General features: G+C 72.8%; 23 protein-coding genes and 2 pseudogenes. 11 read left to right on the plus strand and 14 right to left on the minus strand.

Annotation, left to right across the window (positions count from 1 at the left end):
* Window positions 1-12 precede the first annotated feature (12 nt).
* A complete protein-coding gene (locus AB0G16_RS27810; RefSeq protein WP_362811152.1) occupies window positions 13-1242 on the minus strand; it encodes a serine hydrolase domain-containing protein in 1230 nt (409 codons plus the stop codon).
* A 373-nt stretch (window positions 1243-1615) separates the two neighbouring features.
* Between AB0G16_RS27810 and AB0G16_RS27815 the strand changes: the two genes are divergently transcribed.
* Window positions 1616-2407 (plus strand): MarR family transcriptional regulator, encoded by a 792-nt coding sequence (locus AB0G16_RS27815; protein WP_362811065.1) that lies wholly within the window; start codon window positions 1616-1618, stop codon window positions 2405-2407.
* Window positions 2408-2632: 225 nt separating this feature from the next.
* On the opposite strand, the gene AB0G16_RS27820 is transcribed toward AB0G16_RS27815, so the two are convergent.
* Window positions 2633-3628: a helix-turn-helix domain-containing protein gene (locus AB0G16_RS27820; protein WP_362811068.1), complete on the minus strand. Its 996-nt coding sequence runs from the start codon at window positions 3626-3628 to the stop codon at window positions 2633-2635.
* A gap of 876 nt (window positions 3629-4504) precedes the next feature.
* On the opposite strand from AB0G16_RS27820, the gene AB0G16_RS27825 reads away from it, so the two are divergent.
* From AB0G16_RS27825 to AB0G16_RS27835, 3 genes are read left to right on the plus strand one after another with little or no spacing between them, the layout of a single operon-like run.
* A complete protein-coding gene (locus tag AB0G16_RS27825) occupies window positions 4505-5140 on the plus strand; it encodes a GPP34 family phosphoprotein (RefSeq protein WP_362811071.1) in 636 nt (211 codons plus the stop codon).
* A gap of 32 nt (window positions 5141-5172) precedes the next feature.
* Entirely contained in the window at window positions 5173-6645 is a 1473-nt protein-coding gene (locus AB0G16_RS27830; RefSeq protein ID WP_362811073.1) for an APC family permease, read from the plus strand.
* On the plus strand, window positions 6642-7235 hold the full coding sequence (locus AB0G16_RS27835) for a GNAT family N-acetyltransferase (protein WP_362811076.1): 594 nt from the start codon (window positions 6642-6644) through the stop codon (window positions 7233-7235). The genes AB0G16_RS27830 and AB0G16_RS27835 overlap by 4 nt, the downstream gene beginning before the upstream one ends.
* 157 nt (window positions 7236-7392) lie before the next feature.
* Here the strand turns inward: AB0G16_RS27835 and AB0G16_RS27840 are convergent, their stop codons facing one another.
* Window positions 7393-8259: an NAD(P)H-binding protein gene (locus tag AB0G16_RS27840; protein WP_362811079.1), complete on the minus strand. Its 867-nt coding sequence runs from the start codon at window positions 8257-8259 to the stop codon at window positions 7393-7395.
* Window positions 8260-8372: 113 nt separating this feature from the next.
* Between AB0G16_RS27840 and AB0G16_RS27845 the strand changes: the two genes are divergently transcribed.
* Entirely contained in the window at window positions 8373-9305 is a 933-nt protein-coding gene (locus AB0G16_RS27845; RefSeq protein WP_362811082.1) for an AraC family transcriptional regulator, read from the plus strand.
* 24 nt (window positions 9306-9329) lie between these two features.
* Here AB0G16_RS27845 and AB0G16_RS27850 read toward each other — a convergent pair.
* A pseudogene (locus tag AB0G16_RS27850) lies at window positions 9330-9557 on the minus strand (TetR family transcriptional regulator); the annotation flags it as partial.
* A 148-nt stretch (window positions 9558-9705) separates the two neighbouring features.
* Window positions 9706-9816 (minus strand): annotated as a pseudogene (locus AB0G16_RS27855) (TetR family transcriptional regulator); the annotation flags it as partial.
* A gap of 430 nt (window positions 9817-10246) precedes the next feature.
* Between AB0G16_RS27855 and AB0G16_RS27860 the strand changes: the two are divergent.
* Window positions 10247-10717, plus strand: a complete 471-nt coding sequence (locus AB0G16_RS27860) for an STAS domain-containing protein (RefSeq protein ID WP_362811085.1) — start codon at window positions 10247-10249, stop codon at window positions 10715-10717.
* A 72-nt stretch (window positions 10718-10789) separates the two neighbouring features.
* Here the strand turns inward: AB0G16_RS27860 and AB0G16_RS27865 are convergent, their stop codons facing one another.
* Complete coding sequence (locus tag AB0G16_RS27865; protein WP_362811088.1) at window positions 10790-11632, minus strand: class I SAM-dependent methyltransferase; 843 nt, start codon at window positions 11630-11632, stop codon at window positions 10790-10792.
* Window positions 11633-11838: 206 nt separating this feature from the next.
* On the opposite strand from AB0G16_RS27865, the gene AB0G16_RS27870 reads away from it, so the two are divergent.
* Both AB0G16_RS27870 and AB0G16_RS27875 read left to right on the plus strand, forming a co-directional pair.
* Window positions 11839-12873, plus strand: a complete 1035-nt coding sequence (locus AB0G16_RS27870) for a zinc-dependent alcohol dehydrogenase family protein (protein ID WP_362811091.1) — start codon at window positions 11839-11841, stop codon at window positions 12871-12873.
* A complete protein-coding gene (locus AB0G16_RS27875) occupies window positions 12870-13004 on the plus strand; it encodes a hypothetical protein (protein WP_362811095.1) in 135 nt (44 codons plus the stop codon). The genes AB0G16_RS27870 and AB0G16_RS27875 overlap by 4 nt, the downstream gene beginning before the upstream one ends.
* 227 nt (window positions 13005-13231) lie before the next feature.
* Here the strand turns inward: AB0G16_RS27875 and AB0G16_RS27880 are convergent, their stop codons facing one another.
* From AB0G16_RS27880 to AB0G16_RS27895, 4 genes are all read right to left on the minus strand, one after another.
* A complete protein-coding gene (locus AB0G16_RS27880; RefSeq protein WP_362811098.1) occupies window positions 13232-13960 on the minus strand; it encodes a VOC family protein in 729 nt (242 codons plus the stop codon).
* 251 nt (window positions 13961-14211) lie between these two features.
* Complete coding sequence (locus tag AB0G16_RS27885) at window positions 14212-15387, minus strand: erythromycin esterase family protein (protein ID WP_362811101.1); 1176 nt, start codon at window positions 15385-15387, stop codon at window positions 14212-14214.
* 473 nt (window positions 15388-15860) lie between these two features.
* Window positions 15861-16976 carry a HAMP domain-containing sensor histidine kinase gene (locus AB0G16_RS27890; protein WP_362811104.1) on the minus strand — a complete coding sequence of 372 codons (1116 nt, stop codon included), beginning with the start codon at window positions 16974-16976 and terminating at the stop codon, window positions 15861-15863.
* Window positions 16973-17635, minus strand: a complete 663-nt coding sequence (locus AB0G16_RS27895; protein ID WP_362811107.1) for a response regulator transcription factor — start codon at window positions 17633-17635, stop codon at window positions 16973-16975. Before AB0G16_RS27895 ends, AB0G16_RS27890 begins: the two co-directional genes overlap by 4 nt.
* A gap of 151 nt (window positions 17636-17786) precedes the next feature.
* On the opposite strand from AB0G16_RS27895, the gene AB0G16_RS27900 reads away from it, so the two are divergent.
* The gene (locus tag AB0G16_RS27900; protein WP_362811111.1) at window positions 17787-19361 is read left to right on the plus strand and encodes a hypothetical protein; all 1575 of its coding nucleotides are present in this window, start codon (window positions 17787-17789) and stop codon (window positions 19359-19361) included.
* Window positions 19362-19568: 207 nt separating this feature from the next.
* Window positions 19569-20153 (plus strand): dihydrofolate reductase family protein, encoded by a 585-nt coding sequence (locus AB0G16_RS27905; RefSeq protein ID WP_362811114.1) that lies wholly within the window; start codon window positions 19569-19571, stop codon window positions 20151-20153.
* A gap of 236 nt (window positions 20154-20389) precedes the next feature.
* On the opposite strand, the gene AB0G16_RS27910 is transcribed toward AB0G16_RS27905, so the two are convergent.
* From AB0G16_RS27910 to AB0G16_RS27920, 3 genes are all read right to left on the minus strand, one after another.
* Window positions 20390-21397 carry an RNA polymerase subunit sigma-70 gene (locus tag AB0G16_RS27910; RefSeq protein ID WP_362811117.1) on the minus strand — a complete coding sequence of 336 codons (1008 nt, stop codon included), beginning with the start codon at window positions 21395-21397 and terminating at the stop codon, window positions 20390-20392.
* 252 nt (window positions 21398-21649) lie between these two features.
* Window positions 21650-22435 (minus strand): iron export ABC transporter permease subunit FetB, encoded by a 786-nt coding sequence (gene fetB, locus AB0G16_RS27915; RefSeq protein WP_362811120.1) that lies wholly within the window; start codon window positions 22433-22435, stop codon window positions 21650-21652.
* Window positions 22432-23106, minus strand: a complete 675-nt coding sequence (locus AB0G16_RS27920) for an ATP-binding cassette domain-containing protein (RefSeq protein WP_362811123.1) — start codon at window positions 23104-23106, stop codon at window positions 22432-22434. Before AB0G16_RS27920 ends, fetB begins: the two co-directional genes overlap by 4 nt.
* A 290-nt stretch (window positions 23107-23396) precedes the next feature.
* On the opposite strand from AB0G16_RS27920, the gene AB0G16_RS27925 reads away from it, so the two are divergent.
* Window positions 23397-23996 (plus strand): TetR/AcrR family transcriptional regulator, encoded by a 600-nt coding sequence (locus tag AB0G16_RS27925; protein WP_362811126.1) that lies wholly within the window; start codon window positions 23397-23399, stop codon window positions 23994-23996.
* Window positions 23997-24080: 84 nt separating this feature from the next.
* Here AB0G16_RS27925 and AB0G16_RS27930 read toward each other — a convergent pair whose 3' ends face one another.
* Entirely contained in the window at window positions 24081-24848 is a 768-nt protein-coding gene (locus AB0G16_RS27930) for a GNAT family N-acetyltransferase (RefSeq protein WP_362811129.1), read from the minus strand.
* Between the last annotated feature and the right edge of the window lie 73 nt (window positions 24849-24921).

Here is a 24921-nt window from a genome sequence, read left to right on the forward strand (position 1 = left end):
CCAAGCCCCGTGTCAGTCGTCGATCGCCTGGTAGAGCGTGGTCCAGAAGTCGTGGATGACCCGAGCCGAATCCGGGACGGACATCCCGACCTGGGTGAGCAGGATCCCGGTGAGCCGGTTCTCCGGGTCGGCGTAGGCCGAGGTGCCGCTTCCGCCGTCCCAGCCGAACTGGCCGGTGGGCGCGTAGTCACCGCGGTGGGTGCGCACCGCCATCCCGAAGCCCCAGCCGCCGTGCTGGCCCTGGCCGAACGACAGGTGGACGTTCTCGACGGCCATGGCGTGCCGGGCGGCTTGCTGCTCGGGTGTGAGGCGGTTGGTGGTCATCAGCCGGACGGCGGGCCGGGACAGGATCCGTTCGCTCCCGTGCATCCCGTGGTTCAGCAGCATCCGGAAGTAGGCGTGGTAGTCGTCGACGGTGGAGACCAGCCCGCCGCCGCTGCCGTGGAACGCCGGAGGGCTGCTCCAGCGTCCGCCCTCGGCCTCGTCCCACACGTGGAACTCGCCGGTCCGCGGATCCGGGGCGTACAGGGCCGGCAGCCGGTCGATCCTGTCGGCGGGCACGTGGAAGGCGGTGTCCTTCATGCCCAGCGGGTCGAGGACGCGTTCGCGCAGGAACGTCTCGAACGACCGGCCGGCGACCCTGGCCACCAGCACGCTGAGCACGTCGTGGCTGATCTGGTACTGCCAGCGCTCTCCGGGCTGGTACATCAAGGGCAGTGTGCCCAGGCGGCGCATCCACTCGTCCGGCTCGGGCATCGGCTCCGGCAGGTCGGGCGTGAGCCCCTGCTCGAAGATCGCGCCCATGATCGGGGCGCCCAGCGCCGTCATGTCCATGCCGAGCCCGAACGTGGAGGTCAGCAGGTCGCGTACGGTGATCGGCCGCCGCGCCGGCACGGTGTCGTCCAGCGGGCCGTCGATCCGCTTCAGCACCTGTCGGCCGGCCAGCTCGGGCAGCCACGGATCCACCGGGTCGTCCAGCCGCAGCCTGCACTCGTCCAGCAGGACCATCGCCGCCGCCATCGCGACCGGCTTGGACGTCGAGGCCATCCGGAAGATCGTGTCCCGGCGCATCGGCGCGCCGCCGTCATGGCGCATCGTCCCGATCGCCTCGACGTGCGTCTCCTCACCCCGGCCGACCAGGGCGACGAGCCCGGGGATCCTCCCGGAGTCGACATGCCGCGCCAGCACCTCGCGCAGTCTGCGCAGCCCCGCTTCGGAGAAGCCGCCGTTGTCCTGTCTCATCATGAATCTCCTTGCGTGCAGCGTTCGATCCGCCGGACCCGCCCCAGGCCTGACGCTCATGGTTTCGACGAGCGGCGCACGGGGGCGCGCTGAGCTCGGTCACGGGACCCCCGTGGCGCCACCGGCGTTCGTCATCGTTCGGGTATCTCTGAACGACTGCGACGCTACATTGCGTTTATGAATTCGTCAACGCAGAAGATGAGCCGATACCTCCGTCTCGCTTGGGAAACCTGACGGCTTTTGCAATGACTGTGAAGCTAAATGCAATGACGGTTCAGGCGCGCGTTGCAATGAGGTCCGCATGAACGCATACTGTGCAGCGAACGCGCGGGCACAGAACCCCGCCGTGCCGGCAGACAGGAGACGAGCGCCGATGCCCGGAGGCAGACTCACCGACGAGGACCGGAGGCACATCACCGCGGGGCTGGCCGAGGGACTCGGATACGCGGAGATCGGCCGGCGCCTGGGGCGCCCCGCGTCGACCGTCATGCGGGAGGTCACCCGCAACGGCGGACCCGACGGCTACAGGGCGGACCGGGCGCAGGAGGCCGCACGCCATCGTGCGCGCCGGAGCAGGCAGGCCCGGCCTCCGGCGCCGCCGATCCCCGACAGCGGCCACGGGCGGGACCCTCAGGCGGTCCAGGACTTCACGGAGTCCTTCACCGCCCTCCTCGTCCGGCAGGGGCTGCCCCGGATGGAGGCCAGGGTGCTGGCCTGCCTGTACACCACCGACTCCGGTGCCCTCACCGCCGCCGACCTGGTCCAGCGGCTCCGCGTCAGCCCGGCGTCGGTCTCGCACGCCGTCGCCTACCTCGAACAGCAGGGCATGCTCCGCCGGGAACGGGATCCCGGCGTGCGGCGCGAACGCTATGTCGCCGACGACGAGATCTGGATCCGATCCCTCCTCGCGTCCCTGCAGATGAACGAGGACCTCGCGGCCGCGTCGCGGCGCGGGGCCGAGATCCTCGGGGCCGCGACCCCGGCGGGCGCCCGCTTCGAGTCCTCCGCCGAACTTCTCCTCCTCGTGAGCGAGGCCTTCCGGCAGGTCATCGAGCAGTGGCGGCGGAGCCTGGCCGCGCGGGGCGCCCGGTCCCCCGGCGGCGGAGGCGGTGACGACTCCTCGGAGCCGTCCCGGTGTGAGGACACCTCCCGCCCCGAAGCCTGAGATCGAAAGCGTTGGCGTGTCCGTCGAACCGGATCGCGCCGCCCGAAACCGTTTGTGAAAACCGTTCCGAGTCGCGATGAACGGGTGTTCTCAGAAGCGACCGGCCGGCCAATTCGTCCACCGGCGGGCCTTGGGGTGGGTGACGTGGCACCGGAACGAGGTCTTCGAATGGAGACGGACGCGTTCTCAGGTCCGAGGCGAGCCGAGGAGGAAGCCGTTTGTCTTTCAGTCGAATTTTCTTGTCTTCGCGTGCCCTCCGGCGCCGAGTGCGACCTGTCGGTGTTCGCTCGGTGTCATCCCGTAGCGGGCGCGGAACGCGCGGGTGAAGGAGGGGGCGTCGGTGAATCCCCAGTGCCCCGCGATGACGTGGATGGCCTGGGAGCGCAGCGTCGGGTCGGCCAGGTCGCGGTGACAACGGGCGAGGCGGCGCTGTCGTATCCAGGTGGCCACCGGCAGTTCCTCGTCATGGAAGAGCCGGTTCAGCTGGCGAAGGGAAATACCGTGTGCTTCGGCGATCGCCTGCGGTGTCAGGCGCGGGTCGCCGAGATTGGCGGTGACGAACGCTCGGATCTGCAGCAGAAGTCCGTGGTGACGCGCCTCGTGGGGAACCGGTATGTCGCCTGCCAGGTGACCCAGCAGGACGGTCAGCAGATCGAGCAGTGCATCGCTGAACCTACCCTGACCCGGGCTCTCGGAGGGCGCAGGAAGAGCTGCCCGGGTTATCAGATAGGACAGGATGTCACCGAGGCCGTTGCCGGCGCCGATGTTGGTCCCGAGCAGTGGATCGACCCTCTTCGGGGGAAGGGGAAGATGCGTTTTCGGAACCGAGACCAGCACCTTCCGGGACCAGGGCGTCGGGGGGATCATGTGGGCGCTGAAGGGGCGCGAGGAATCGTAGAGGACCAGGTCGCCGGTGCTCACGTCCACTTCCTTGCCGGCGTGGGCCAGTCCGAGCTTTCCTTGTTGAATGAGCGCGATGAAGTACACCTCGGGATCGCTGCGGCGGACCAGGCCCGAGGATCGTACAGAGGTCAGAGCCGAGCAGGTAACCACACTGACCTGCACCGGCCCGTGCGCCTGCAGTCGCATCGACGCCTGAAATTTTTCTCCCAGTTCGGAGTCCATGATGGTCGGGATAAGCGACGCGCAGGTCAGCTCGCGCCAGCTGTCAAGCCGCTCGGAGGCGGGAAGGGAATTGCTGTCGAAGATCAGATCCGTCAACGGAAGCCTTCCTATCTCAGGGGGTCCTGCCTGTCTCCCCAGTTGTTCCCCGCGGTCAAAGAGCTTTGATCGCGAGACAAGAACACTTCGTCTATGAGCCTTTTCTCTCGGGGCGCGCTCGTAGTGTATGCAGGAGTTAAGGCGGCCGCCGCCGCAACGGAAACCCGCCGGTGGAGGTCGCGCCGGCAGAGGACTCCCCGGCGCTTGCCGTCACCGTTGCGGCCGTCCCGTCCTTCGGACGCACCCGGACAGAGGGCCACCCCGTCCCGGCGCCGCCCCCACGTCGCCGGGACGGGCGGTCGTCGCGTCGGGCGCCGCGTCCGGTTCATCGGTCCCCCGCCGACGGGTACGCAAAAGCAGTCGAGCTGCCATCCTCCATGCGATTTCCGACACTCAAGGCCGACCCGATCGAACGATTTTGTCCTTTTTCGTCGGGGTGAACGTGCGGGAACATTCATCCCGTGAATCGGCCCGGCGCGTCCGAAACCACGGCCCGGTAACGGGTGGCCTCCGCGCTCCTCCGCGGTTCTTCGCGCTCCCCCGCGCTCCCCCATGGCCGGCCCGCGGCCGACGCCCCGCCCTCGGGGCCCGATGTCCCGGACCGCGACGACCCGGCCCGGCTCGAGGCGGGACGGCCCGGTGAACGAGCTCTCCGGCAGCCGCGACCGGTCGCGCAGAACCTCGCGATCCGCGAACGGGCCCCCTGCCGTCGGCGTGGAGGACCACTTGTCGCTCGGCCGTAACTTCGAGAGCACCGAGCCGAAATGCCGCCCCCTGTCCGTTTCCTCGATTACCGTCCTCGGCCATTCGTCCTGCATCCAGAACTTCCTTCACATAAATGACAAATTTAATGTTTTACCTATACGATCGCCGTTCGTGGTTGGAGTTGATCTTTCAGGCCCCCGGCTGGCCGACGACCTGTTCTTTGTCATGCACGACAACAGAACCGGCCGGACGAGACTGCACGCCCGGCTGACCGAGCTGGGACTGGCGGCGGCCGTCCTGGCGGAGCTGATGCTCGCCGGTCAGGTCACCGTGGGCTCGGCCGCGGGGCAGACCCGGCTCGTCGTCGTCGATGCGACGCCGCCCGGCGACGCGCTCCCCCGGGCGGTCCTGAACCACATCGTCGCCGAGCCCTCGCACCGGCTCAGGACCTGGCTGCAGTTCCTCGCCCGTACGGCGCGCGCCGACGTGGCGGCCCGGATGACCGCCGCGGGGTTGCTGCGCCCGCCCGGCAGACGTCCGTCGCGCGGTCAGGTACCGGCCGACGCGAACGTCGCGGCGTGGCCCGCGGGACGCGTGAACCTGGCGATCCAGCGCCGTGAGCCGCTCGGCGTCCAGGACCGCGTCCTGCTGGGGCTGCTCGTCGCGACCGGCGGCGACCAGCTCGTCCTGTGGGAGCAGGACGCCGCCTACCTCTCCGGCTCGTTCGCCGCCCTCCCGGCACCGCTCCAGGAACTGATCGCCCAGACCGAGGCCGCCGTCGGCGACGCCGTCATCACCCGCCGGTGAGCCCACCCCCCTCATTCCAAGGAGTCCCCTCAATGTCCATAACGGAGCACAGAACCGGCTCGGTGTCGGACGCGCTGGCCCAGGACCGCCTCGGCATCCCCTCGGTGGTGTTCTTCGTCATCTCGGCGGCGGCACCGCTGACCGTCATCGGGGGCTCGGTGACCGCGGCCTACGCCGCGACCGGCGTGTCCGGCGTGCCGCTGGCCTTCATCCTGCTCGGCGCCATCCTGGGCCTGTTCGCCGTCGGCTACGTGACGATGGCCCGCTACGTCGTCAACGCCGGAGCGTTCTACGCGTACACCGCGAAAGGGCTCGGAAGGCCGGCGGGGGTGGCGACCGCGTGGGTCGCGCTGCTGGCCTACAACGCGCTCCAGGTCGGTCTCTACGGCATGATCGGCGCGGCCGGTGAAGCGCTGATCACCGACCTGTTCGGAGCCTCCCCGCCCTGGTGGGTCATCGGGCTGGTCGCCTGGGTGCTGACCGGGGTGCTCGGCCTCATGCGGGTCGACGTGAACGGCAAGGTCCTGTCGGTCCTGCTGCTGACGGAGATCGCCGTCGTCATCGTGTTCGACATCGCGGACCTGCTGCACCCGGCGGCCTCGGGCTACAGTCTCGACGTCTTCGCCCCGGGCAACCTCTTCGGCCCCGCGCTGGGCGCGGTGATCGCGATCTGCATCGCGTCCTTCGCGGGCTTCGAGTCGTCGGTGGTGTTCTCCGAGGAGACCAAGGACCCCCGGCGCACGGTGCCGATCGCGACCTACATCGCGCTCGCCGTCATCTCCGGCCTCTACGCCCTGTCGTCCTGGGCGATGACCGTGCCGATCGGCTCGGACAGGATCGTCGCGGTCTCGCGCGAGCAGGGCTCGGCCCTGCTGTTCAACCTGGCCGGCCAGCACCTGGGGTCGACCGTCGCCACCATCGGCTCCCTGCTGTTCGTGACGAGCCTGTTCGCCGCGCTGATCGCCTTCCACAACACGATCGCCCGCTACGTCTTCGCCCTGGGCAGGGAGCGGGTCCTGCCCGCCGTCTTCGGCCGCACCTCCCCCAGGACCGGCGCCCCGGTCAACGGGTCGGTGGCGCAGAGCGTCATCGGCCTGGCCACGATCGTCGTGTTCGCGGCCTTCGGCCTGGACCCGGTCATCCAGCTCTTCTTCACCGTCGGATCGTTCGGCGGCCTGGGACTGCTCATGATGCTGGCGGCCACCTCGGTCTCCGTCCTGGTCTTCTTCGACAAGAACCCCGGCTCGGAGAACGCCTGGCGGACCCGGATCGCCCCGGGCATCGCCTCGTTCCTGCTGTTCGTCGTCATCGTGCTCGTCATGCTCAACTTCGACGTCGTGCTCGGTGTGTCCCCCGACTCCCCGCTCCGCTGGATCATGCCCGCCGTCTACTTCGTCGCCGCCGGGTTCGGCGTCGCCTGGGGGTTCTCCCTGCGGGCCAGGCGGCCGAAGGTGTACGCCAACATCGGCCTGGGCGCCCAGGCCGCCGTGGGAGGGACCGAGTGAGCGCCCTCGTCCGCGTCCCGAACACCCCCGAGGCCGCCGAGAAGGTCGGCGCCGTCATCGCCACCTCCTTCCACGACCAGGACGTGTCGGCCTGGCTCATCCCGCCGGACGACGACCGCCGCCGGGTGATGCCCCGCTTCTTCTCCATGATCACCGAGCACGCCCTCACGTACGGCGAGGTCCACGCCACGGCCGACATGTCCGCGGTGGCCGTGTGGCTCCACCACGACACGGGCGCGCCCCCCGACGTGCCCGGCTACGACGAGCGCCTGGAGGCGTTCGCCGGGCCGCACACGGAGCGCTACAGGCTGATGGACGAGGAGATGCGCAAGCACCACCCCGCGGATCCGCACCACTACCTGGCGTTCCTCGCCGTGCTCCCCGGACGGCAGGGGCGGGGGGCGGGAAGCCTGTTGCTCGAAGAGCGCCACCGCGGGCTCGACGAGAACGGGACGGCCGCCTATCTGGAGGCCAGCGGCACCGACAGCCGCAGGCTCTACCTGCGCCACGGCTACCGGGATCTCGGCGACCCGCTGATCCTGCCCGGCGGTCCGTCGATGTTCCCGATGTGGCGCCCGCCGAACCCCTGACCGCCGCGCCGGCCGCGACAGGCCGGACGGGGCACGACCGGCCACGGCCACGCTCCCCGATCACCGGGGAACGGTCGCGTGGCCGGTCGTGCCCGGGGCGCGGGTCCGAGGTGGCGGTTCGGCGCGGGCCCGCCCGGCGGGAGACCCCCGGCCCACCCTAGGCGGTGGTCTTCACGAGATGGCGCAGTGTCTCGCCGAGCTCGGTCGTGCACGTGACCCGCCTGTCGCCGCCGAACCGGAGGATGCCCCGCTGCTCGGCGTCGTACAGGCCGGCGAGCTCCTCGGCGAGCCGGGGCGGAACGCCCGCCTCCACCATCGTGCCGACCCATGCGGGCCGCGGGACGGTCACCACCGTGAGCGGCCGGCCCAGAACGGCCGCGAGCTCTTCGGCCACCTGCCGTTCCGAGTACAGGGGGCCGTCCAGATCGACGGTCTCGCCGGCCGTGGGAGGCGCCGTGAGGGATTCGGCGACCACCCCGCCGATGTCGCGCGTCGCGACCATCGGGACGGGCACGTCGGCCGACGCGCCGAAGACCGGGTAGACGCCGGCCCCGCGAGCGGCGTCGAGCACCGTCTCGACCTTCTCCTGGAAGTGTGACGAGCGGATCGCGGTCAGGAGCGCGCCCGTCTCGCGCAGCCGGTTCTCCATGTGGTGGAGCCAGCGGACGGGACCGGTGCCCTCGGCCAGCTCGGCCCCGATCGAGGACAGCATCACCACGTGCGGGACACCGCTGTCCCGCACCGCCCCGGCGATCGAGTCGGCCAGCCCGCGATGACAGGCGTCGGCGTCGGCCGCCGCCGGGTCCGTCGGCAGCATGACGAACGCCCCGCGGCAGCCGCGGAACGCCTCCGCCAGCGCCGCCCCGTCGCCGAAGTCGGCGACGAGGACCTCGGCTCCCGCCGTGGTCCAGTCCGCGCCCCTGGCCGCGTCGCGGACCACGGCGCGCACCCGTTCCCCCCTGGCCAGGAGGTCCCGGGCCGCCGCCCCGCCCACGTGGCCTGTCACTCCTGTGATCGCGTACATCGGGTACCTCCGGTGGGTCGTCGAAGTGGGTCATGCCCCAGTGAACACGCGCCGGGAAAGACGATCCATATTCCGTACGCTCGTTTCCATTTCTGTGCGTCTAAAATGGGGCGGTGGACCCCCTCGCCGCCCTGCTCGACGGCGTCCGTGCCCGAAGCGCGGCGTTCTGCCAGGCGATCCTGGAACCGCCGTGGTCGCTGCGGATCTCCGACGGCGCCCCGCTCGCCCTGGCCACCACGCTGCGCGGGCACGCCTGGATCGTGCCCGGCAGGGGCGAGCCGGTGCTGATGCGCACCGGGGACGTGGCCATCGTCAAGGGCCCGGACCCGTACACGATCGGCGACGACCCGGCGACCGCGCCGGAGATCGTCGTCCACGCGGGCAACCGGCTGACCACCGTGGACGGCGTCGACGTCACCGACGAGTTGCGGCTCGGGCCGCGCACGAGCGGGCGCACCCCCGACGGGTCGGCGATCGTGGCCAGCGGGACCTACCAGGTCAGCGGGGACGTGAGCGAGCGGCTCCTGAACGCCCTGCCGGAGATCGTGCTCGTGCCACGCTCGGACGCGCGCTCCCCGATCATGGAACTGCTCGCCCAGGAGGTCGACGGCGAAGGGCCGGGCCAGCAGGTCCTCCTCGACCGGCTTCTGGACCTGGCGCTGCTCGCGACCCTGCGCGCCTGGTTCGCCCGCCCCGAGGCCAAGGCGCCCGGCTGGTACCGGGCGCAGAGCGACCCGTTGATCGGCCCGGCGTTGCGGCTGATCCACGACGACCCGGCCCGTTCGTGGACGGTGGCCCTGCTGGCGGAGAAGGTGGGCGCCTCGCGCGCGGCGTTCGCGCGCCGGTTCACCACCCTGGTCGGGGAACCCCCCATGGCGTATCTCACCGGCTGGCGGATGGCCCTGGCCGCCGACCTGCTGCGCTCCTCCGACACCACGATCGACGCGGTCGCCCGCTACGTCGGCTACGCCAACGCCTTCGCGCTGAGCGTCGCCTTCAAACGGGTACGCGGCGTGTCCCCGAGCCGCCACCGGACGAGGGTGTAGGCGCCCGGAGCGACGCGGGGGCGATCATCGGGGGGCCGCCGGCGCGAAGAGACGGTCGAGGTGGTAGCCGATGATCGCGCCGGCGGCCTCGTGGCCGCGCTGCCGGCCCAGGATGCCGGCGGTCAGGCCGTTGGCGAGCGCCAGGAGCAGGGCGACCTCGGTGCGCGGGTCGCGATCGGAGGCGAGCTCCCCGGCCTGCTGCGCGGTGGTGAGCCGGGCGGTGAGGACGTTCTCCAGGGCGTCGGGCCGGGTGAGGGCGGCCGCGCCGAGTACCGGGTCGGTGAGGGCGGCGGTGTAGTAGGCGTTCCAGGCGGGTGGTCAGCTCGGTGAGACCGGGGTCGAGCAGGGCGTGCTTGTCGGTGAAGTAGTACTGGACGACGCGCAGCGAGCCCCCGGCCTCGGCGGCGATCTCACTCATCGACACCGCTCCCAGGCCGCGGGTGCCGGCGATGCGCAGCAACGCCTCGGTCAGCAGGCGCCGCCGCTCATCATGATCCACCTGTCGGGGCATGCCCGTTTCCTACCTGTTGTTCATGCCGTGCCTCGGCGTTGCAGTCTACGGTCGTACCCGGCCGGGAAAGGCGAGGATCCGTTCGGCGACCAGGTCGGGAGCCTCGACGGGCAGCGAATGCCCGGTGCCGGGCACGATGGCGCGTGCGTGCCAGCGGCTCAATGTAGCGGTACCAGGCCAGCGCGTTCCTGGATTTTTCCTAGCTGCATCCGGACGAGCCAGGCGAACGAATCAAAAGATGGCAAGGCTGATGTTTCCGGCCGGAAGCCCACGAAGGCTATCCGATGCCGTAGAACGGAAGGGGTAGGGCCGGTCTCCGGTCCGCACCCGGTCAGGAAAATCGTCCGCCCGCGGGAGCCGCCCCGCCCGGCGGTCCGCCGGTCACAGCCCCCTCGGGGCCGCCCCGGAAGCGAAGCGGAACGGAGAGCCCTTGAACCTGTCGGTGCGTCTTTTCCGCGTACGCGCGGCGACCTTCATGGTCACCGTCGCCGGTGACCTGGACCTGTACAGCGCGCCGTCGCTGTCGCCGTTCCTGGCCCCGCCGCCGGGACCCGGCCCCCGCCACATCGTGCTGGCCGCGGCCCGCCTGAGCTTCTGCGACGTGGCCGGTCTCCGCCTGCTCACCTCCACCCACCGGATCCTGAGCGAGACCGGTGGAGGCCTGGTCATCGCCGGGGCGCCGGGCTCGCTGCGACGGCTGACGACGCTGGTCGCCGGGCATCCCGCCGGTGCGCCGGCGCACTACGCCGATGTCACCGAGGCCCTGCGGGCCTGCGCCGGGCCCGGCGGCGAGGGCTTCACCGGTCCCCCGCCCGCGCCCCGGCACCTGCCGTCCTTCCGGGGTCCGGGCGCGGGCCGGGCCGCGGCCACGGGCCCGCGGGTCCGCCGTCACCACGCCTGATCGTCCCTGCCCCCGGGCGGCGCCCGCCCTCTTTCGCCGGGCCCTTCAGGACCCTTTTCCGGCCGGGCTCCGTCAGGCGGGGCCGGCCTCGCCGGTCCGGGCCGCGGTGACGACCACCGTGGCGTAGGACATCGTGAAGACGCCGCCCATCGCGTCGACCGCGGCCCCGGCGCCCTCCAGCACCCGCGCCAGCCCGTCCGGCGGGAGGGTGGTGAGGGCGCCGCTGGTGGGAAGCTGGTCCAGCCACTCGTCGCGGGTGTAGGAGCGTTCCCAGTCGAACCGCCACCGCTCCGGCTCGTCGAAGCCGCCCACCTCCCGGACCCCGTCGGCGGCCTTGTCGAACAGCGGCCGGTAGCCGTCCATGGCCGACCTCGGCGCCCGGGGGTCGATCGTGAACGGCGAGTCGGGCATCACCTGCCGGTAGGCCTCGGTGAAGGCCCCGGCCAGGGCGGGCGGGAGGTCGAACACGTGCCAGAAGAGCGCCAGCCGCCCGCCGGGGCGCAGCACCCGCGCGGCCTTGGCCGCCCCCTCGACCGGGTCGACCCAGTGCCAGGCCGTACCGGCGACGACCGCGTCGAACGTCCGGCCGGCGGGGTCCCACGCCTCGAACGCGGCCACCTCGACCTCGACCCCGCTCCGCCGCGCGAAGTCGGCCATGCGCGCGTCGGGCTCGACGCCGAGCACCGTGCAGCCGGCCGCCTGGAACTGGCGGGCCGCCGTGCCGGTGCCGCAGCCGACGTCCAGGACGCCGGGTCCGGGGGCGGTGGCGGCGATCCGCTCCACCATGGCGTCGGGGTAGCTGGGCCGGGTGCGGTCGTAGCGTTCGGCGTCGACGCCGAACGACTCGGCCATCCGCCGGTGGCGGTGGGGCGCGGGATCGGAGGGGGGTGCCTGTCCGGCGGGTTGAGTGGGCATGCGCCCACATTAGTGGGCACGTGCCCACTCGTCAATCGATCTCGGGGGCCACGCGGGCTCCGCACGGTCTCGACGGGCGAGCGATCCGGCCGGGGCGCGTCGCGGCGGCGGGTTTACCGACAGCGGACCCTCGGCGGGCGTTTCGCACACCCGGCCCCGACCGGCCCTGGGTAGGTCCGACGACGACCGACGACGATGGAGGACCCATGCGAGCAACCCTGATCTACGGCGCCGGTGACGTGCGCGTGGAGACCGTGCCCGACCCGGTGCTGCGCGAGCCCACCGACGCGCTCGTACGCGTGCTGCGCTCGTGCGTCTGCGGCAGTGACCTGTGGCCCTACAAGTCCCGTCCCGCCTCCGAGCAGGGCGACCGTATCGGGCACGAGTTCCTCGGCGTCGTCGAGGACGTCGGCGCGGACGTGAGCGGGCTGCGGCGCGGCGACGTCGTGGTGACCCCGTTCGTCTGGTCGGACAACACCTGCGACTTCTGCCGGGAGGGCCTGCAGACCTCCTGCCGGCACGGGGGCCAGTGGGCCGCGAACGGCGTGGACGGCGGCCAAGGGGAGGCGGTGCGCGTCCCGCAGGCCGCCGGCACCCTCGTCAAACTGCCCGTCGGCGAGGACGACGAACTGCTGCCGTCACTGCTGACCCTGTCGGACGTGTTCCCGACCGGTCACCACTGCGCGGTCACCGCCGGGGTCGGCCCGGGCACGACGGTGACCGTGATCGGCGACGGCGCGGTCGGGCTGATGGCGGTGCTGTCGGCCCGGCGGCTCGGCGCCGAGCGGATCATCCTCATGGGCCGTCACAGGGAGCGCACCGACCTGGGCCGCGACTTCGGCGCCACGGACGTCGTGGCCGAACGCGGCCAGGAGGGCATCGAGCGCGTCCGGGAACTGACCGGCGGGGACGGCACCCGGGCCGTGCTGGAGTGCGTCGGCACCGAGCAGGCCATCGCGACGGCGTTCGCCGTGGCCCGCGACGGCGGCACCGTCAGCCGGGTCGGCGCGCCGCAGTACGAGCGGGTGCCGATGGGTTTCGGCGAGTTCTTCCGCAACCTCACCCTGACCGGCGGCGTCGCCCCCGCCCGCGCCTACATCGAGGAACTGCTGCCCGAGATCCTGGACGGCACCCTGCGCCCCGGCCGTGTCTTCGACCGGATGGTCTCCCTGGAACAGGTGCCCGACGGCTACCGTGCGATGAACGACCGCACCGCGCTGAAGGTCCTCATCCACTCGTGACCGGGAGGAGAACGACGGCGGTCCGGACCTGCGGCGATCCCGTCGCGGACGAGGAGGAGGGCGTGCCGGAGGCCGAGTGGGGCGAGCACGTCACCGACGAGGAGTACCGTGCCCGTCCCCCCGCCGGCTGACCGGGCCCTCCAGGACCGGCACGGAAAGGCGCGGCGCGTGTCAGGTCGCGCGCTCGCCGCATTCCGGCCCCGGCCGGATCGCCGAGACGGGCGGGCGGACGGCCTGCTCGCCCCCCGCCCTGACCGACCACCGGCGTCACACCGTCACAGCGCGCCGCCGGCGTCGTCCCGTGCCGCCGGTGGAACGCGGGAGCGTCGCCCGGAACTGGGCGCGCCCCGAGGATCGATCACAGGTCACCGGGGGTCACCAGGCAGAACTCGTTGCCGTCGGGGTCGGCCATCACCACCTGACCGGCCTCGTGCAGGCCGATGTCGATCCGCGTCGCCCCGAGGGAGACGAGACGGTCGGCCTCCGCCTGGAGATCACCGTGCGCGGGCGGGGCGAGATCGAAGCGCAGCCTGTTCTTCCCGGTCTTCGGCGCCACCGGCGGACCACCCCACGTGATCTTCGGGCCGCCGCGCGGCGAGCGGATGGCGGTCTCCTGGTCCTGGTCCCACACCAGCGGCCAGCCCAGCGCCTTGCTCCAGAAGTACCCGACCTCCTGTGAACCGTCACTCGCGAGCGCTCCGATGAATCCGCAGTCGGCGAGGAAGGCGTTGCCCGGCGCGATGACGCAGAACTCGTTGCCCTCCGGGTCGGCGAGCACCACGTGCCCCTCCTCGGGGAGCTGCCCGATGTCGATGTGCCGCCCGCCGAGTTCGAGAGCTCTGGCCACCGTCCGCCGCTGGTCCTCCAGGGAGGTGCTCGTCAGGTCGAAGTGCATCTGGTTCGGGCCGGTCTTCTCCTCCGGGCTCGGGAGGAATCGGATCCGGAACCCGGTGTCGTCGCCCGGCAGGAGCGTGATGCCCCCGCGGGGGTCGTCGGCCGTCTCCCACCCCAGGACCCCGGCCCAGAAGCGCGCCAGACGGGGTGGGTCGTTCGCGTCGAAGCAGAGCGCGACAAGCCGAGCAGTCATCCCGCACACCAATCCACCGACTCACGGACGCGGGCGGGGTACGTCCCGTCGCGCATGACGCGGCCAACGCTAGCCCGCTCCGGGAGCGCGACGCCAACGCTTTTGGAACGGGGGACGACGCCCGCGGTGCCCCGCCGGTACGGGACGCCCGCGGTTCCGGGAACCGTGTTCGACGCGCGTGCGCCGGCGCCGCGTGCCGGCCCAGGCGTGCCGGCCCAGGCGTGCCGGCTCCCGCCCGGCACGCGCGCCTGTCAGCCCGGCCGGCCCAGTCCGACGGCCCGCTCGAGGAAGACGATGCCGTCGATCGTGTCGAGGTGAGCCGGGTCCAGCGGGAAATAGGCGAAATCCTGGGAGACGCGCGGGGAGGGCTTCGTGACGGCCTCGGCCAGGCGGCGGGCGTCGACCAGAGAGCGGTCCCACGGGAGCGTGGCCAGGACGCCCTCGACGGTGTCCGGGGGCGGGGTGTCGTCGCCGACCGTGCCGAGGGCCGAGGCCAGGAAGGCGTACCGGTCGCCCAGATGGGTCGCGGTGATCGCCCCCGCGCTCCACCACTCCAACGTCTGGTCGCCGAAGGGCATGAGGCTCTTGTTCCGCTGCAGGTGGAGGTTGGAGGCGAAGACCATGGCCGGACCGTGCTCGGCGACGGCACGCAGGTTGGCGGCCATCATCGCGTCCCGCAGGGCCGACAACCGGGTCCATCGCGCCGGGGAGTCGTCGGCCATCCAGTGGTGGTAGCGCAGCAGGCCGGTGGCGGTGCGCGCGTACAGGGCCGCCCGCTCCCTGTCCTCCGCGCCCAGGTGCGGCAACTGCGTCTCCAGCAGCGCCACCAGGTCGTCGGCGATCGGCCGCAGCCGCCGGGCGTCGTCGGACCGGCCGATCGAACGGGACGGGTCCATGGCCGCGGCCTCGTTCGACCACCGCTCGTCCGGCCCCAGCAGCGCGTCGAGGACCTCCCCGGTCACCACGGTGGAGGGCAGCGGACCGTCGAGGAGGGCGTACAGGCCGGTGAGCGCCTGACGCGGGCTCGCCGCCCAGTACTCCAGGGGACCGTCGAACCCGAAGAAACGGAGCTTTTCCTCGTGCTCCTCGTTGTACGACCGCATCCAGCGTACGAGCTCGCGGTTGGCCGGGATCGCGCCGAAACCGTGACTGAAGCCGCGTTCCATGACCTCGTCGAGCGTGCCCGCGCCCGTCGTGACGTGGTCGTCGACCACGAGGCCCATGAGGCAGTCGCTCTCGACGGCGATCGACCTGTATCCCTCGTGCTCGACCAGGTGCCGGAAGATCTCGTTGCGCAGCTCGCCCAGTTCCTCCACGAAGTGCCTGGCCTCCCCCAGGCCGAGCAGCAGGGGCATGGCGGGAAGCGATCGGAGGAACGCCGAGACACCCGTGCCGTCAAGCGGCCGGGCTGTGTCCTTGATATCCATACGTTCAACGGTATCGTTGAACATTCGATGTAAACTTTGGCGCCAAAACCGCACCACGGCCGCCGTCAACCTTCAATCGACGGTGCATCCACGAGCTCGCGCCGCCGGGGCCGCGCCCTCCTCCGGGGTGAGCACGTGTCCGGAAGCGGGGCCGGGACGACAAGGCTCCGGCCCGAAGAGGCGAACGGCTACGCGAACGCGACGACGGCGTACCGCTCGTCGTGGACGGCCCGTCCCCACAGGGCGGGATCGGACAGCGGCTCGACGCGGGCGGTCTCGACCAATCGAAGCGCTGTTCTCGGACATCGGCCGATCGTCTCATCCGTCCCCGACGGAAACCAGGATCGCTCTCCCCCGTCGTGACCGGGCGCCGTGCCCGCCGTCCGGGCGGTTCCCGTCCCTCTCGCCGGACCGGACCGAACGGTGTTGACGGCCGGCCCGGCCGGCTCGTCACCCGGTCGTCCCCCCGGAGGTCAGGGGCGGCTCCGGCGGGGGTCGTGCGCGAACCGGACGGTGACCGACAGGCCGCCTTCCGGGCGTGCGCCGGTGGTGACGGTGGCGTGGTGGGCCCGCGTGACGGCGTCGACGATGGCGAGTCCGAGACCGTGGCCGTCGTGGCGGCCGTGACGTTCGGGCGCCAGTCGCTGGAAGGGCTGGAAGAGGCGCTGGATCTGGTCGGCGGAGACGACCGGTCCGCTGTTGGTCACCGTCAGGGCCGCCCGCGCGCCGCAGGTCCGAGTGGTGACCGACACGTGCCCGTCCGCGTGGTTGTGGCGGATGGCGTTGTCGACGAGGTTGGCGACGAGGCTCTCGATCAGCCTCGGGTCCCCCCTCGTCGCCGCGGGCCCCAGGTGTCCCGTGAGGTCGACGCCGGCCTCCGCCGCCCGCTCGCGGCGGGAGCCGAGCACCCCTTCGACGATGCGGGCCAGATCGAGGGTGTCCCAGCGGGTCACGCCGCGCTCGCCGGTGGCCAGGGCGAGCAGTGCCTGGACGAGCCGCTCCTGGTGTTCTCCCAGGACGAGGGCCTCCTCACAGGCCGAGCGCAGGGTGGCGACATCGGCGCCGGGGTCGGCGAGGGCGACCTCGAGGAGGGTGCGCAGGCCCGCGAGAGGGGTGAGCAGCTCGTGGGAGGCGTTGGCGACGAAGTGACGCTGCGCGTCGAAGGAGGCGTGCAGGCGGGCGAACAGGTCGTCGAGGGTGTGGCCGAGCTCGGTCAGCTCGTCCGTGGGCTCACCGAGATCGAGACGCCGATGAAGGTTCCCCGCGGAGATGATCCGGGCGGTGGCGGTGATGGCGCGCAGCGGGCGCAGGAACCGGCCCGCGACGAACCAGCCCAGGGCCAGGCTGACGGGGATCAGGAGGGTCAGCGCGACGGCGGACCCCGTGAGGAGCTGGGGCAGGCCGATCCCGGACCCGGTTCCGGTGGTCACGTCCGGCGGAGGGTGGCCTTGGGAGACGGTCGCCTGGACGCCGGCGAGCGGGACGGCGACGAACACGAGCACCACGACCCCGGCGGCGTAGACGCCCGCCGCGTAGGCGAGCGCGAGCCGCGTCTGCAGGGACCTTCCGGCGAGCCTGCGGGGGGTCACGACGATCCGATGCGGTAACCGCCCTCGCGGACGGTCTGGATCACGGGCGGGTCGCCGAGCTTGGCCCGCAACCGGTGCACGGTGTGCTTGACGGCGCTGCTGAAGGGGTCGGCGGCCTCGTCCCAGACACGTTCGAGCAGTTCCTCGGCGGAGATGACCAGGCCCGGTACGGCGAGCAGGCATTCGAGCAGGGCGAACTCCCTGGGGCTCAGCTCCAGGCGGCGACCGGCCCGGAACGCGGTACGGCGGGCCGGGTCGAGGGTGACGTCCCCGCACGTCAGGGTGGGCGGCAGCGGCGGGGTGGCGCGGCGGGCCAGGGCGCGGACGCGGGCGACCAGTTCGGCGAACGCGAACGGCTTGGGCAGGTAGTCGTCGGCGCCGAGACCGAGCCCGTCGACGCGGTCCTCGATCGTGCCGGAGGCGGTGAGCATCAGTACGCGGGTCTCGCAACGGCCGTGGGCGAGCCGCCGGCAGATCTCGTCCCCGTGGACGCCGGGCAGGTCGCGGTCGAGGATCACCACGTCGTAGCGGGTGACGGCCAGGCGGTCGAGGGCGGCGGTTCCGTCCAGGACGACGTCGACGGCCATGCCCTCGCGGCGCAGCCCGGTCCCGACGGAGCGGGCGAGGATCTCGAAGTCCTCGACGACGAGGACCCTCACCGCCGCTCACCGCCGGTCGTCCTGCGGGCGGGGCGGCCGAGCCGGCCGCCGGGTCGGGGTGCCATGGGGCAACGATGTCAGATCCCCGGTTCCAGCCGGGTCGCGGCCGCCGCGACCCGGCCGGGACCGGGTGCCGCGTACAACCGTCGGCATGAGTTCATTCACGCCTCACCGAGGCGGCCGGGCGGCCGGACGGGACGGTTTCTCCCGGTCGCTGCGCGCGGAGTGGGCCGCGTTCCGCTCCGCGCGGGGCCGGCTGCTCACCCTGGCGGCCTCCGTACTGATCACCGTGTCGCTCGGGCTGCTGATCGCCGCGGGCGCCCACAGCACCTGCGTGACCTCGAAGGGCGAGGGCCCCTGCCCCGCGCCTCTGGTGGGACCCGACGGCACGGCGGTGAAGGACAGGTACTACTTCGTGCACCAGCCGCTCAGGGGGGACGGCGCCGTCACCGCCCGTGTGTCGGACCTGACCGGGCAGATGCGGCTGCCGGACGCCGTGCCCGGGGTGCGCAACGTCACGCGGGGCGTGGTGCCGTGGGCGAAGGCCGGCCTCCTCGTCAGGCAGAGCCTCACGCGGGGCACACCGTACGCCGCCCTCATGATCACCGGTGGCCACGGCGTGCGGATGCAGCACAACTTCGTCCACGACGTGGCCGGCGGCCCCGTGCGGGGACCCGTGTGGCTGCGGCTGACCAGGTCGGGCGACACCCTCACCGGCCACGAGTCGCGTGACGGCACGAGGTGGACCGAGGTCGGCACGGTCACGCTGCCCGGGCTGCCGGAGACGGTCGAGGTCGGGCTGTTCGCCACTTCCCCGGGCGTGCTGTGGGAGATGGCGAAAGCCTTCGCCCAGGTCACCGCCGCCTTCGACCGGATCAGCCTGCGGGGCGCGAGCGGTTCGTGGCGGCATGACGACGTCGGCGTCTCCCCGGGGCCCGACGGCAGGACCCCGCACCACCCGGGCGGGGTCGTCGAGTCCGGCGGCAGGCTCCTGCTGACCGGGAACGGTGACATCGGGCCCGCCACGGTGGAGGGCGGCCTGCGCGCCGACCTGATGCTGACCGGCGGGGTCGTGGGGCTGATCCCGGTGCTCGTGGTGGCGGTCCTGTTCCGCACGTCGGGACGTCGGCGGGACACCGAAGGACCCGACGGACCCGACGGGGCGGTCGGGTCCTGTGGGAACGGCCCGCCGGCCGGGCCGCAGCCGGCGCGTCCACCGGCGGCCAGGGCCGCGGTGGTCGGCGCGGCCGCGTTCGCGACGGGGCTGGTGGCCTCCGGGATCGTGGTCCCCGTCGGCCTGGCGGTGTTGCGCGCGAATCAGAACCCGATCCAGCCGATCACCCTGGGCACCGGGCTGCGGGTGGTCGTCGGGTACGCGGCGCTGACCGCGGCCGCCGCCGTGCTGGCATCGGGCCTCGGCGCGCTGGTCAGGCGGGGTGCCGTCGCCGTCGGGCTGGTCGTCGCGCTGGTCGTCGCACCCCACCTGCTGGGGACCGCGGGCCTGGTGCCGTGGCTGTCGACGATCACCCCTGCCGCCGGGTTCGCGATCACGCAGAGCGTCCCCGCGTTCGCGCACGTGGACGTGCGGTGGTCGCTGATCGGCGGCTACCATCCGCTCCCGCCCTGGGCGGGCCTGGCCGTGACCTGCGGGTACGCCGCCCTCGTCCTCGGGGCGGCGACGGCCGTACACCGCGCGAGGGTGCCACGCCGGGTTCCGCCTCCCTGAAGGCGCGCAACCCGCTCGGCGCCGCAACCGTGTGACCAGGCGTCGCGAGGGGGAGATCGAGACCCGGCCGGTGGTGCTCGACCCGCCGGGTACGCCGTGCCGAGTCCGGAACGCGAGGACCGCCCGCGGGCGCGGATCGCGCACCGATGAGGTTTCCACGCCGCGCCCGTCTGTACGTGTGAGATCGACTCACGAGAGGCTGGCACGATGCGGAAACTGATCTTCGGCATGAACGCGTCCCTGGACGGCTACATCGCCGCGACCGGCGACGACCTCGGCTGGAGCGGCGGGGAGGGACCGGACTCGTCGTCGAGCGACGAGCTGTTCCAGTGGTGGTCCGACCGGGTGGACGCGACGGGCCTGGCGCTGTACGGGCGCAAGCTGTGGGAGGCGATGATCCCCTACTGGCCGACCGCCGACGAGCAGCCGGGGGCCACACCGGCGGTGATCGAGTTCGCCCGCCGCTGGCGGGACATGCCGAAGGTGGTGTTCTCCTCCACGACCGGCACGGTCGACTGGAACACCCGTCTGGTCACCGGCGACGCGGTCACCGAGATCACCAGGCTCAAGGCCGGCGACGGCGGCCCCATGGACATCGGAGGCGCCACCCTCGCCGCGGCGGCCATGCGGGCCGGGCTGATCGACGAGTACGTGATCGTCACCCATCCGGTCCTGGTGGGCGGCGGCACGCCGTTCTTCACGGCCCTGGACAACTGGGTGAACCTGAACCTGGTCGAGACGCGGGCGTTTCCCGGCGGCGTGGTGCTGACCAGGTACGAGACGAGGCGATGAGCACGGGCCGTACGCCCGGCTCGTGAGGCCGGGCCGGTATCCCTCCTGGCCTGCCCGCCGTGCCCGCCGTTCCCCTCGGCGACGAGGGGACCTTCTCCCGGCCCCTCCTCGCGTTCCGGGTGAGCTGTCGACCGACCCGCCGACGACGACGACGACGGCGACGGTGACGACGACGACGGTGACGCCGGTGACGCCGGCCCGCGCGCCGGACTCGCCGACGACGGGGACCTGCCCGATCACAGCGTCGCGGGCAGGCCCAGCCATGGTTTGCCGGTGGCGTCGAACCCGGTGAGCTCGGCGATCTTCCCGTCGACGATGTGCAGGACCGCGATGTTGAACAAACGGTGTTCCGGGTCCTCGGGGGTGCGGCGGTACAGCGCGGCGGCGGGCATGCGGTTGACCGTCGTGGCGACGCAGCGCCAGTCGTCGTAGCCGCGCTGGAAGAGCCCGCTCGAGATCCAGCCGTCCACCGCGTCCTTTGCCGTGACGACCAAGGCGCCCGGCTCGGGCAGCATCGCGAAGCGCAGGTCGTCGCGCAGCAGGGCCGTCAGCCCGTCGAGGTCGTTGCGCTCATGGGCGTCCATGTACGACCTCACCACGCCGCGCTCGTCGTCCGACAGTTCGTGTGTGGCGGGGCTCCGCCAGTCGAGGCGGCGGCCGGGCAGTCGCTCGCGCATCGTCACGCGCGCCCGCTGCAGCGCGCTGGTCACCGATGCGACGGTCAGCTCGAGGGTGTCGGCGGCCTTCGGCGCCGGCCAGCCGAGGACGTCGCGCACGATGAACACCGCCCGCTGCCGCGGCGGCAGGTGCTGGACGGCGACGATGAACGCCAGCTCTATCGTCTCCCGCGCCACCACCGCCTCCTGCGGGTCCTCCGGGAGCATCCGGTCCGGGTAGGGCTGCAGGTGGTGCACTTCCGAGCCCGTGCCCGGCAGCTCGGCGGGCACGGGTGTGCGGTCGTTGCGCTTCTCCAGGAAGTCGAGGCAGGCGTTCGTCGCGATCCGGTACAGCCAGGTCCGCGGGGCGGCGTGGCCCTTGAACGACTCCCGCTTGTTCCACGCCCGCAGGAACGTCTCCTGCGTCATGTCCTGGGCGTCCTCGTAGTTGGCGAGCATCCGGTAGCAGTGCACCTGCAGCTCACGCCGGTAGGGCTCGGTGATGAGCGCGAACCGGGCCGAGTCGTTCGAGCGGGCCGCCGCGATGAACGCGGCCTCGTCGTCGCCCGGCAGTCTGGTGTCGGTCATGGTCGTCGATCCTTCCGCAGGTGGTGAGGGGCTACCAGAACCGACGACGTGGCGGAGGATTTCTGAGCGGTGAAGCCGCTCACACCGGGCCGTTCGTCACGGCCGGCCGGCGGCAGGCCCTGTGCGTCGTCCTCGGCGTCCGGGTCACGCAACGGGCGGTGGCCGCCGCCGAGGTCGGGCAGGCGAAGCCGTGGCGCCCGTCGACGGTGACGGGACGGGAAGCGTGACACGGGGACGGCGTGACGCGGGCGGTCAGCGTGACGGGGGGGCGGGCAGCTCGTGGAGCCGGTGGGCCTCGTCGAACAGGGCGGTCCGGGCCAGGCGCGCGGTGGTGACGGCGGCCAGGGTGGCCGCGGCCAGCAGCATGTACATGACCACGATCTGGTAGCGGATCGCGGTCAGCGGTTCGACACCGGCCAGGATGAGACCGGTCATGGCGCCGGGGAGGCTGATCAGCCCGACGACCTTGGTGGCGTCGACGGCGGGCAGCATCGCGGTCCGCAGGGCGGTACGGGCGTGCGGGGCGAACGCGGCGGCGGCGTCCAGGCCGAGGCTGAGGCGGGCCTCGATCTGCGGGCGGGCGGTCTCGACCTCCTCGCGCAGGCGGGTCAGGGTCAGGGCGGTGGCCTGCATGGCGCCGGAGACCACCATGCCCGCGACCGGGATCAGCACGTGCGGACGGGTGTCGATCACCCCGGAGACCACCAGCGTGGCCACGGTCACGACGGTCGCCACGGCGACCGCGAGGGTGGCCACGGAAGGGGCGCGTGGCAGGCCCCGGGCGCGGCGGGCGGCGACGTGGCCGGCGATGAGCACCATCACCGCGATCCAGGCGAGCGAGCCGGGCACGCCGCCGTGGGCGAAGACCACCGCCAGCACCGCGGCGACGGCGACGAGCTGGCCGAGGGCTCGTGCCGCGGCCACGAGCATGTCGGCGGTCAGGCCGAGCCTGGCCCGGGCGGCCAGCAGGGCGGCCAGCGCGACCAGCGCCGCCGAGGCGGCCACTCCCGGCCAGCCGGGGATCGCCGGGGCGGTCACGAAGGCCCCAGGTAGCGCAGGCCGGCCGGGTCGCCGGTCTCGGCCAGCCGCCCGGCGCGCAGCACGAGCGCGTGCCCGGCGAGCCGCCGCGTGTGCGCGGTGCGGTGGCTGACCAGGACCGCGCTGCCGCCGCCCGCGACGAAGGCGGTCAGCAGGTCGTCGACGAGGCCCGTCGCGGCGGCGTCCAGCGCCGAGGTGGGCTCGTCCAGCAGCAGGATCTCCGGGTCGGTGGCCAGCGCGCGGGCCAGGCCCAGCCGCTGGGCCTGCCCGCCGGACAGGCCCTCGGTGGAGCGGGACAGGAAGGAGGCGCCCAGCCCCACCCGCTCCAGCAGGCCTGCGGCGCGCTCCGCGTCCAGGGTGGGGCACCCCACGGCCAGTTCCCGGGCCACCGAGCCGGTCAGCAGCACGGTCTGCTGGGCCACCAGGGCGACCCGCCGGCGCAACGACAGCGGGTCGTAGCCGTCCAGCGGGCGGCCGTCCAGCAGGATCCGCCCGGCGCAGGGTTCGGCGAGGCGGTTGAGCAACCGCAGCAGGCTGGACTTGCCCGCCCCGCTGGGGCCGGTCACCAGCGTGCAGCATCCCCTGGGCAGGTGCGCGGAGAGGCCGGTCAGGACCTGCGCGCCACCCCGGCGCAGGCCGACCCCCTCCAGCACGAATCCCGCCTGGGACATGCGAGCCGCCTTTCCGCCGTGCCCGGTGGCCAGGTCGTCGCCGCTCCCGCCCACCGGACGGACGCCGGGTCCCCTTCTCCACGATGGTAACCACGGCCGAAACGACCGCGGCCACCGACGGCGGGAGCGCCGCGTGGATCGACGATCCCCGGGCCCGCCCGGCCGACGGTGGCGGGCGGGCCGGCCGGGTCGGGGCCTCCGCCTGAGGTACGGTGGACGGGCGCCCACCGTACCGGGCACGGCCCGTCCGCCGACCCGGACGCGGCCCGGCGAGCAAGGAGAACCGCACGGTGCCGACAGGGGTACACATCCGCGACGCGCGCGCGCAACTGTTCGACGCCGCCGAGCGTGTCCTGCTCCGGGACGGGGCGAGCGCGCTGACCAGCCGGGCGGTCACCACGGAGGCGGGCTGCGCCAAGGGCGTCCTGCACCGTCACTTCGCCGACTTCGACGCCTTTCTCGCCGAGCTCGTGCTGGACCGCGCCGGACGCATCGACGAGAGGACCGCCGCCCTGCGCGATTCCGCCGGCATCGGCACCGTGGCCGGCAACCTCACCGGCGCGCTCACGGCCCTGTTCGAGTCGGTGGCCCTGGCGATCGTCGGCCTCATCGCCGCGCGCGACGGGCTGCGCGCCCGGTTGCGCCGCGACCTGCCGGCCGGTGTCCCGGTGCTGACGGACTCCGCGATCGTGATCGCCTCCTACCTCGCCGCCGAACGGGACCTGGGCCGCATCGCGCCGGACGCCGACGTCGACACGCTCGCGGCCATGCTGATCGGGACCACGCACCTGCTCTTCGCCGGGCGGGACGACACCCCGCCGGAGACCGAGGCCGTCCGCAGGATCGTGACCACCGTCCTGGCCGGCGTCACGCCACGACCGCCGTCCTGACCCCTCCCCCGCCGGGCGCCTCCCGCGACCACGACCGGCAGGACCCCGGCAAGGCCGCCACGACCGCCGGGACCGCCGCCGGTCTCACGGCCGCACCGGCGGCGCCGTGCGGTAGTGGTAGCCGCACACCTCCTCGAAGCCGGCCCGCGCGTACAGCCGTACGGCGGCCTCGTTGACACTCTCCACCTGCAGGTACATGTGCCCGGCCTCCTGGGCGCGGGCCCAGGAGGCCAGTGCGGCGAGCACCTCGCGGGCCGCGCCCCTCCCCCGCGCCCGGGGCAGTGTCGCCATCCCGAACACCCCCGCCCAGCCGTCGTCGGCGACCGCCCGGCCCACCGCGATCACGTCGCCTCCGGCGACCACCGAGGCGTAGGCGCTCGGCCGATCCACCCGGCCGAGCAGGTCCCGTTCGCCGTCGTGACCGTGCACGGCGTGCCACCCCTCGAACCAGGCGTCCGTCGGGCGCTCCTCCACCCGCACCCGCGACGGTCCGGCCGGTACCCGTTCGAGCACCCGTACGGTCGAGGCCGACCGGAGCGACATCCGGGCGCCGCGGCGGTAGCGGCGGGCCGCCAGGAACGCGTCGAGGCCGACCGGGCAGGCGCGCGGGCTGACCTGGAAGCACGCGACCAGGTCGTGCCGGGCGTAGAAGTCCTCGGCCACCGCCACCCTGCGCGCCAGTTCCCGTGGTCCGGCGTCGCCGTGCGGCAGCACCGTCCCCACCCACCACGAGCAGGCGGGTGCCAGGCGCAGCCACCAGTCGTCCAGGCGCTCGACGTGCTCCGCGGGCAGGGCCCGGGCCGCCTTCTCCTGAAGGCCCCTCACCAGGTGCGGGCCGGCGGCGGGGATCATTCCCGCATCGTCCCACGAGGCCGGGGCGCGGTGACGGCGGCGGGCGCGGGCCCGCCGCCATGATCGTGTACAG

Source organism: Streptosporangium sp. NPDC023615 (assembly GCF_040640155.1).
GTDB lineage: Bacteria > Actinomycetota > Actinomycetes > Streptosporangiales > Streptosporangiaceae > Streptosporangium.

Coding starts and splice junctions, on each gene's coding strand:
- AB0G16_RS27905 (WP_362811114.1), top strand. CDS start 19,569: ATGCGGAAACTGATCTTCGGCATGAACGCGTCCCTGGACGGCTACATC.
- AB0G16_RS27920 (WP_362811123.1), bottom strand. CDS start 23,106: ATGTCCCAGGCGGGATTCGTGCTGGAGGGGGTCGGCCTGCGCCGGGGT.
- AB0G16_RS27900 (WP_362811111.1), top strand. CDS start 17,787: ATGAGTTCATTCACGCCTCACCGAGGCGGCCGGGCGGCCGGACGGGAC.
- AB0G16_RS27830 (WP_362811073.1), top strand. CDS start 5,173: ATGTCCATAACGGAGCACAGAACCGGCTCGGTGTCGGACGCGCTGGCC.
- AB0G16_RS27870 (WP_362811091.1), top strand. CDS start 11,839: ATGCGAGCAACCCTGATCTACGGCGCCGGTGACGTGCGCGTGGAGACC.
- AB0G16_RS27840 (WP_362811079.1), bottom strand. CDS start 8,259: ATGTACGCGATCACAGGAGTGACAGGCCACGTGGGCGGGGCGGCGGCC.
- AB0G16_RS27910 (WP_362811117.1), bottom strand. CDS start 21,397: ATGACCGACACCAGACTGCCGGGCGACGACGAGGCCGCGTTCATCGCG.
- AB0G16_RS27810 (WP_362811152.1), bottom strand. CDS start 1,242: ATGAGACAGGACAACGGCGGCTTCTCCGAAGCGGGGCTGCGCAGACTG.
- AB0G16_RS27880 (WP_362811098.1), bottom strand. CDS start 13,960: ATGACTGCTCGGCTTGTCGCGCTCTGCTTCGACGCGAACGACCCACCC.
- AB0G16_RS27865 (WP_362811088.1), bottom strand. CDS start 11,632: ATGCCCACTCAACCCGCCGGACAGGCACCCCCCTCCGATCCCGCGCCC.
- AB0G16_RS27815 (WP_362811065.1), top strand. CDS start 1,616: ATGCCCGGAGGCAGACTCACCGACGAGGACCGGAGGCACATCACCGCG.
- AB0G16_RS27885 (WP_362811101.1), bottom strand. CDS start 15,387: ATGGATATCAAGGACACAGCCCGGCCGCTTGACGGCACGGGTGTCTCG.
- AB0G16_RS27930 (WP_362811129.1), bottom strand. CDS start 24,848: ATGATCCCCGCCGCCGGCCCGCACCTGGTGAGGGGCCTTCAGGAGAAG.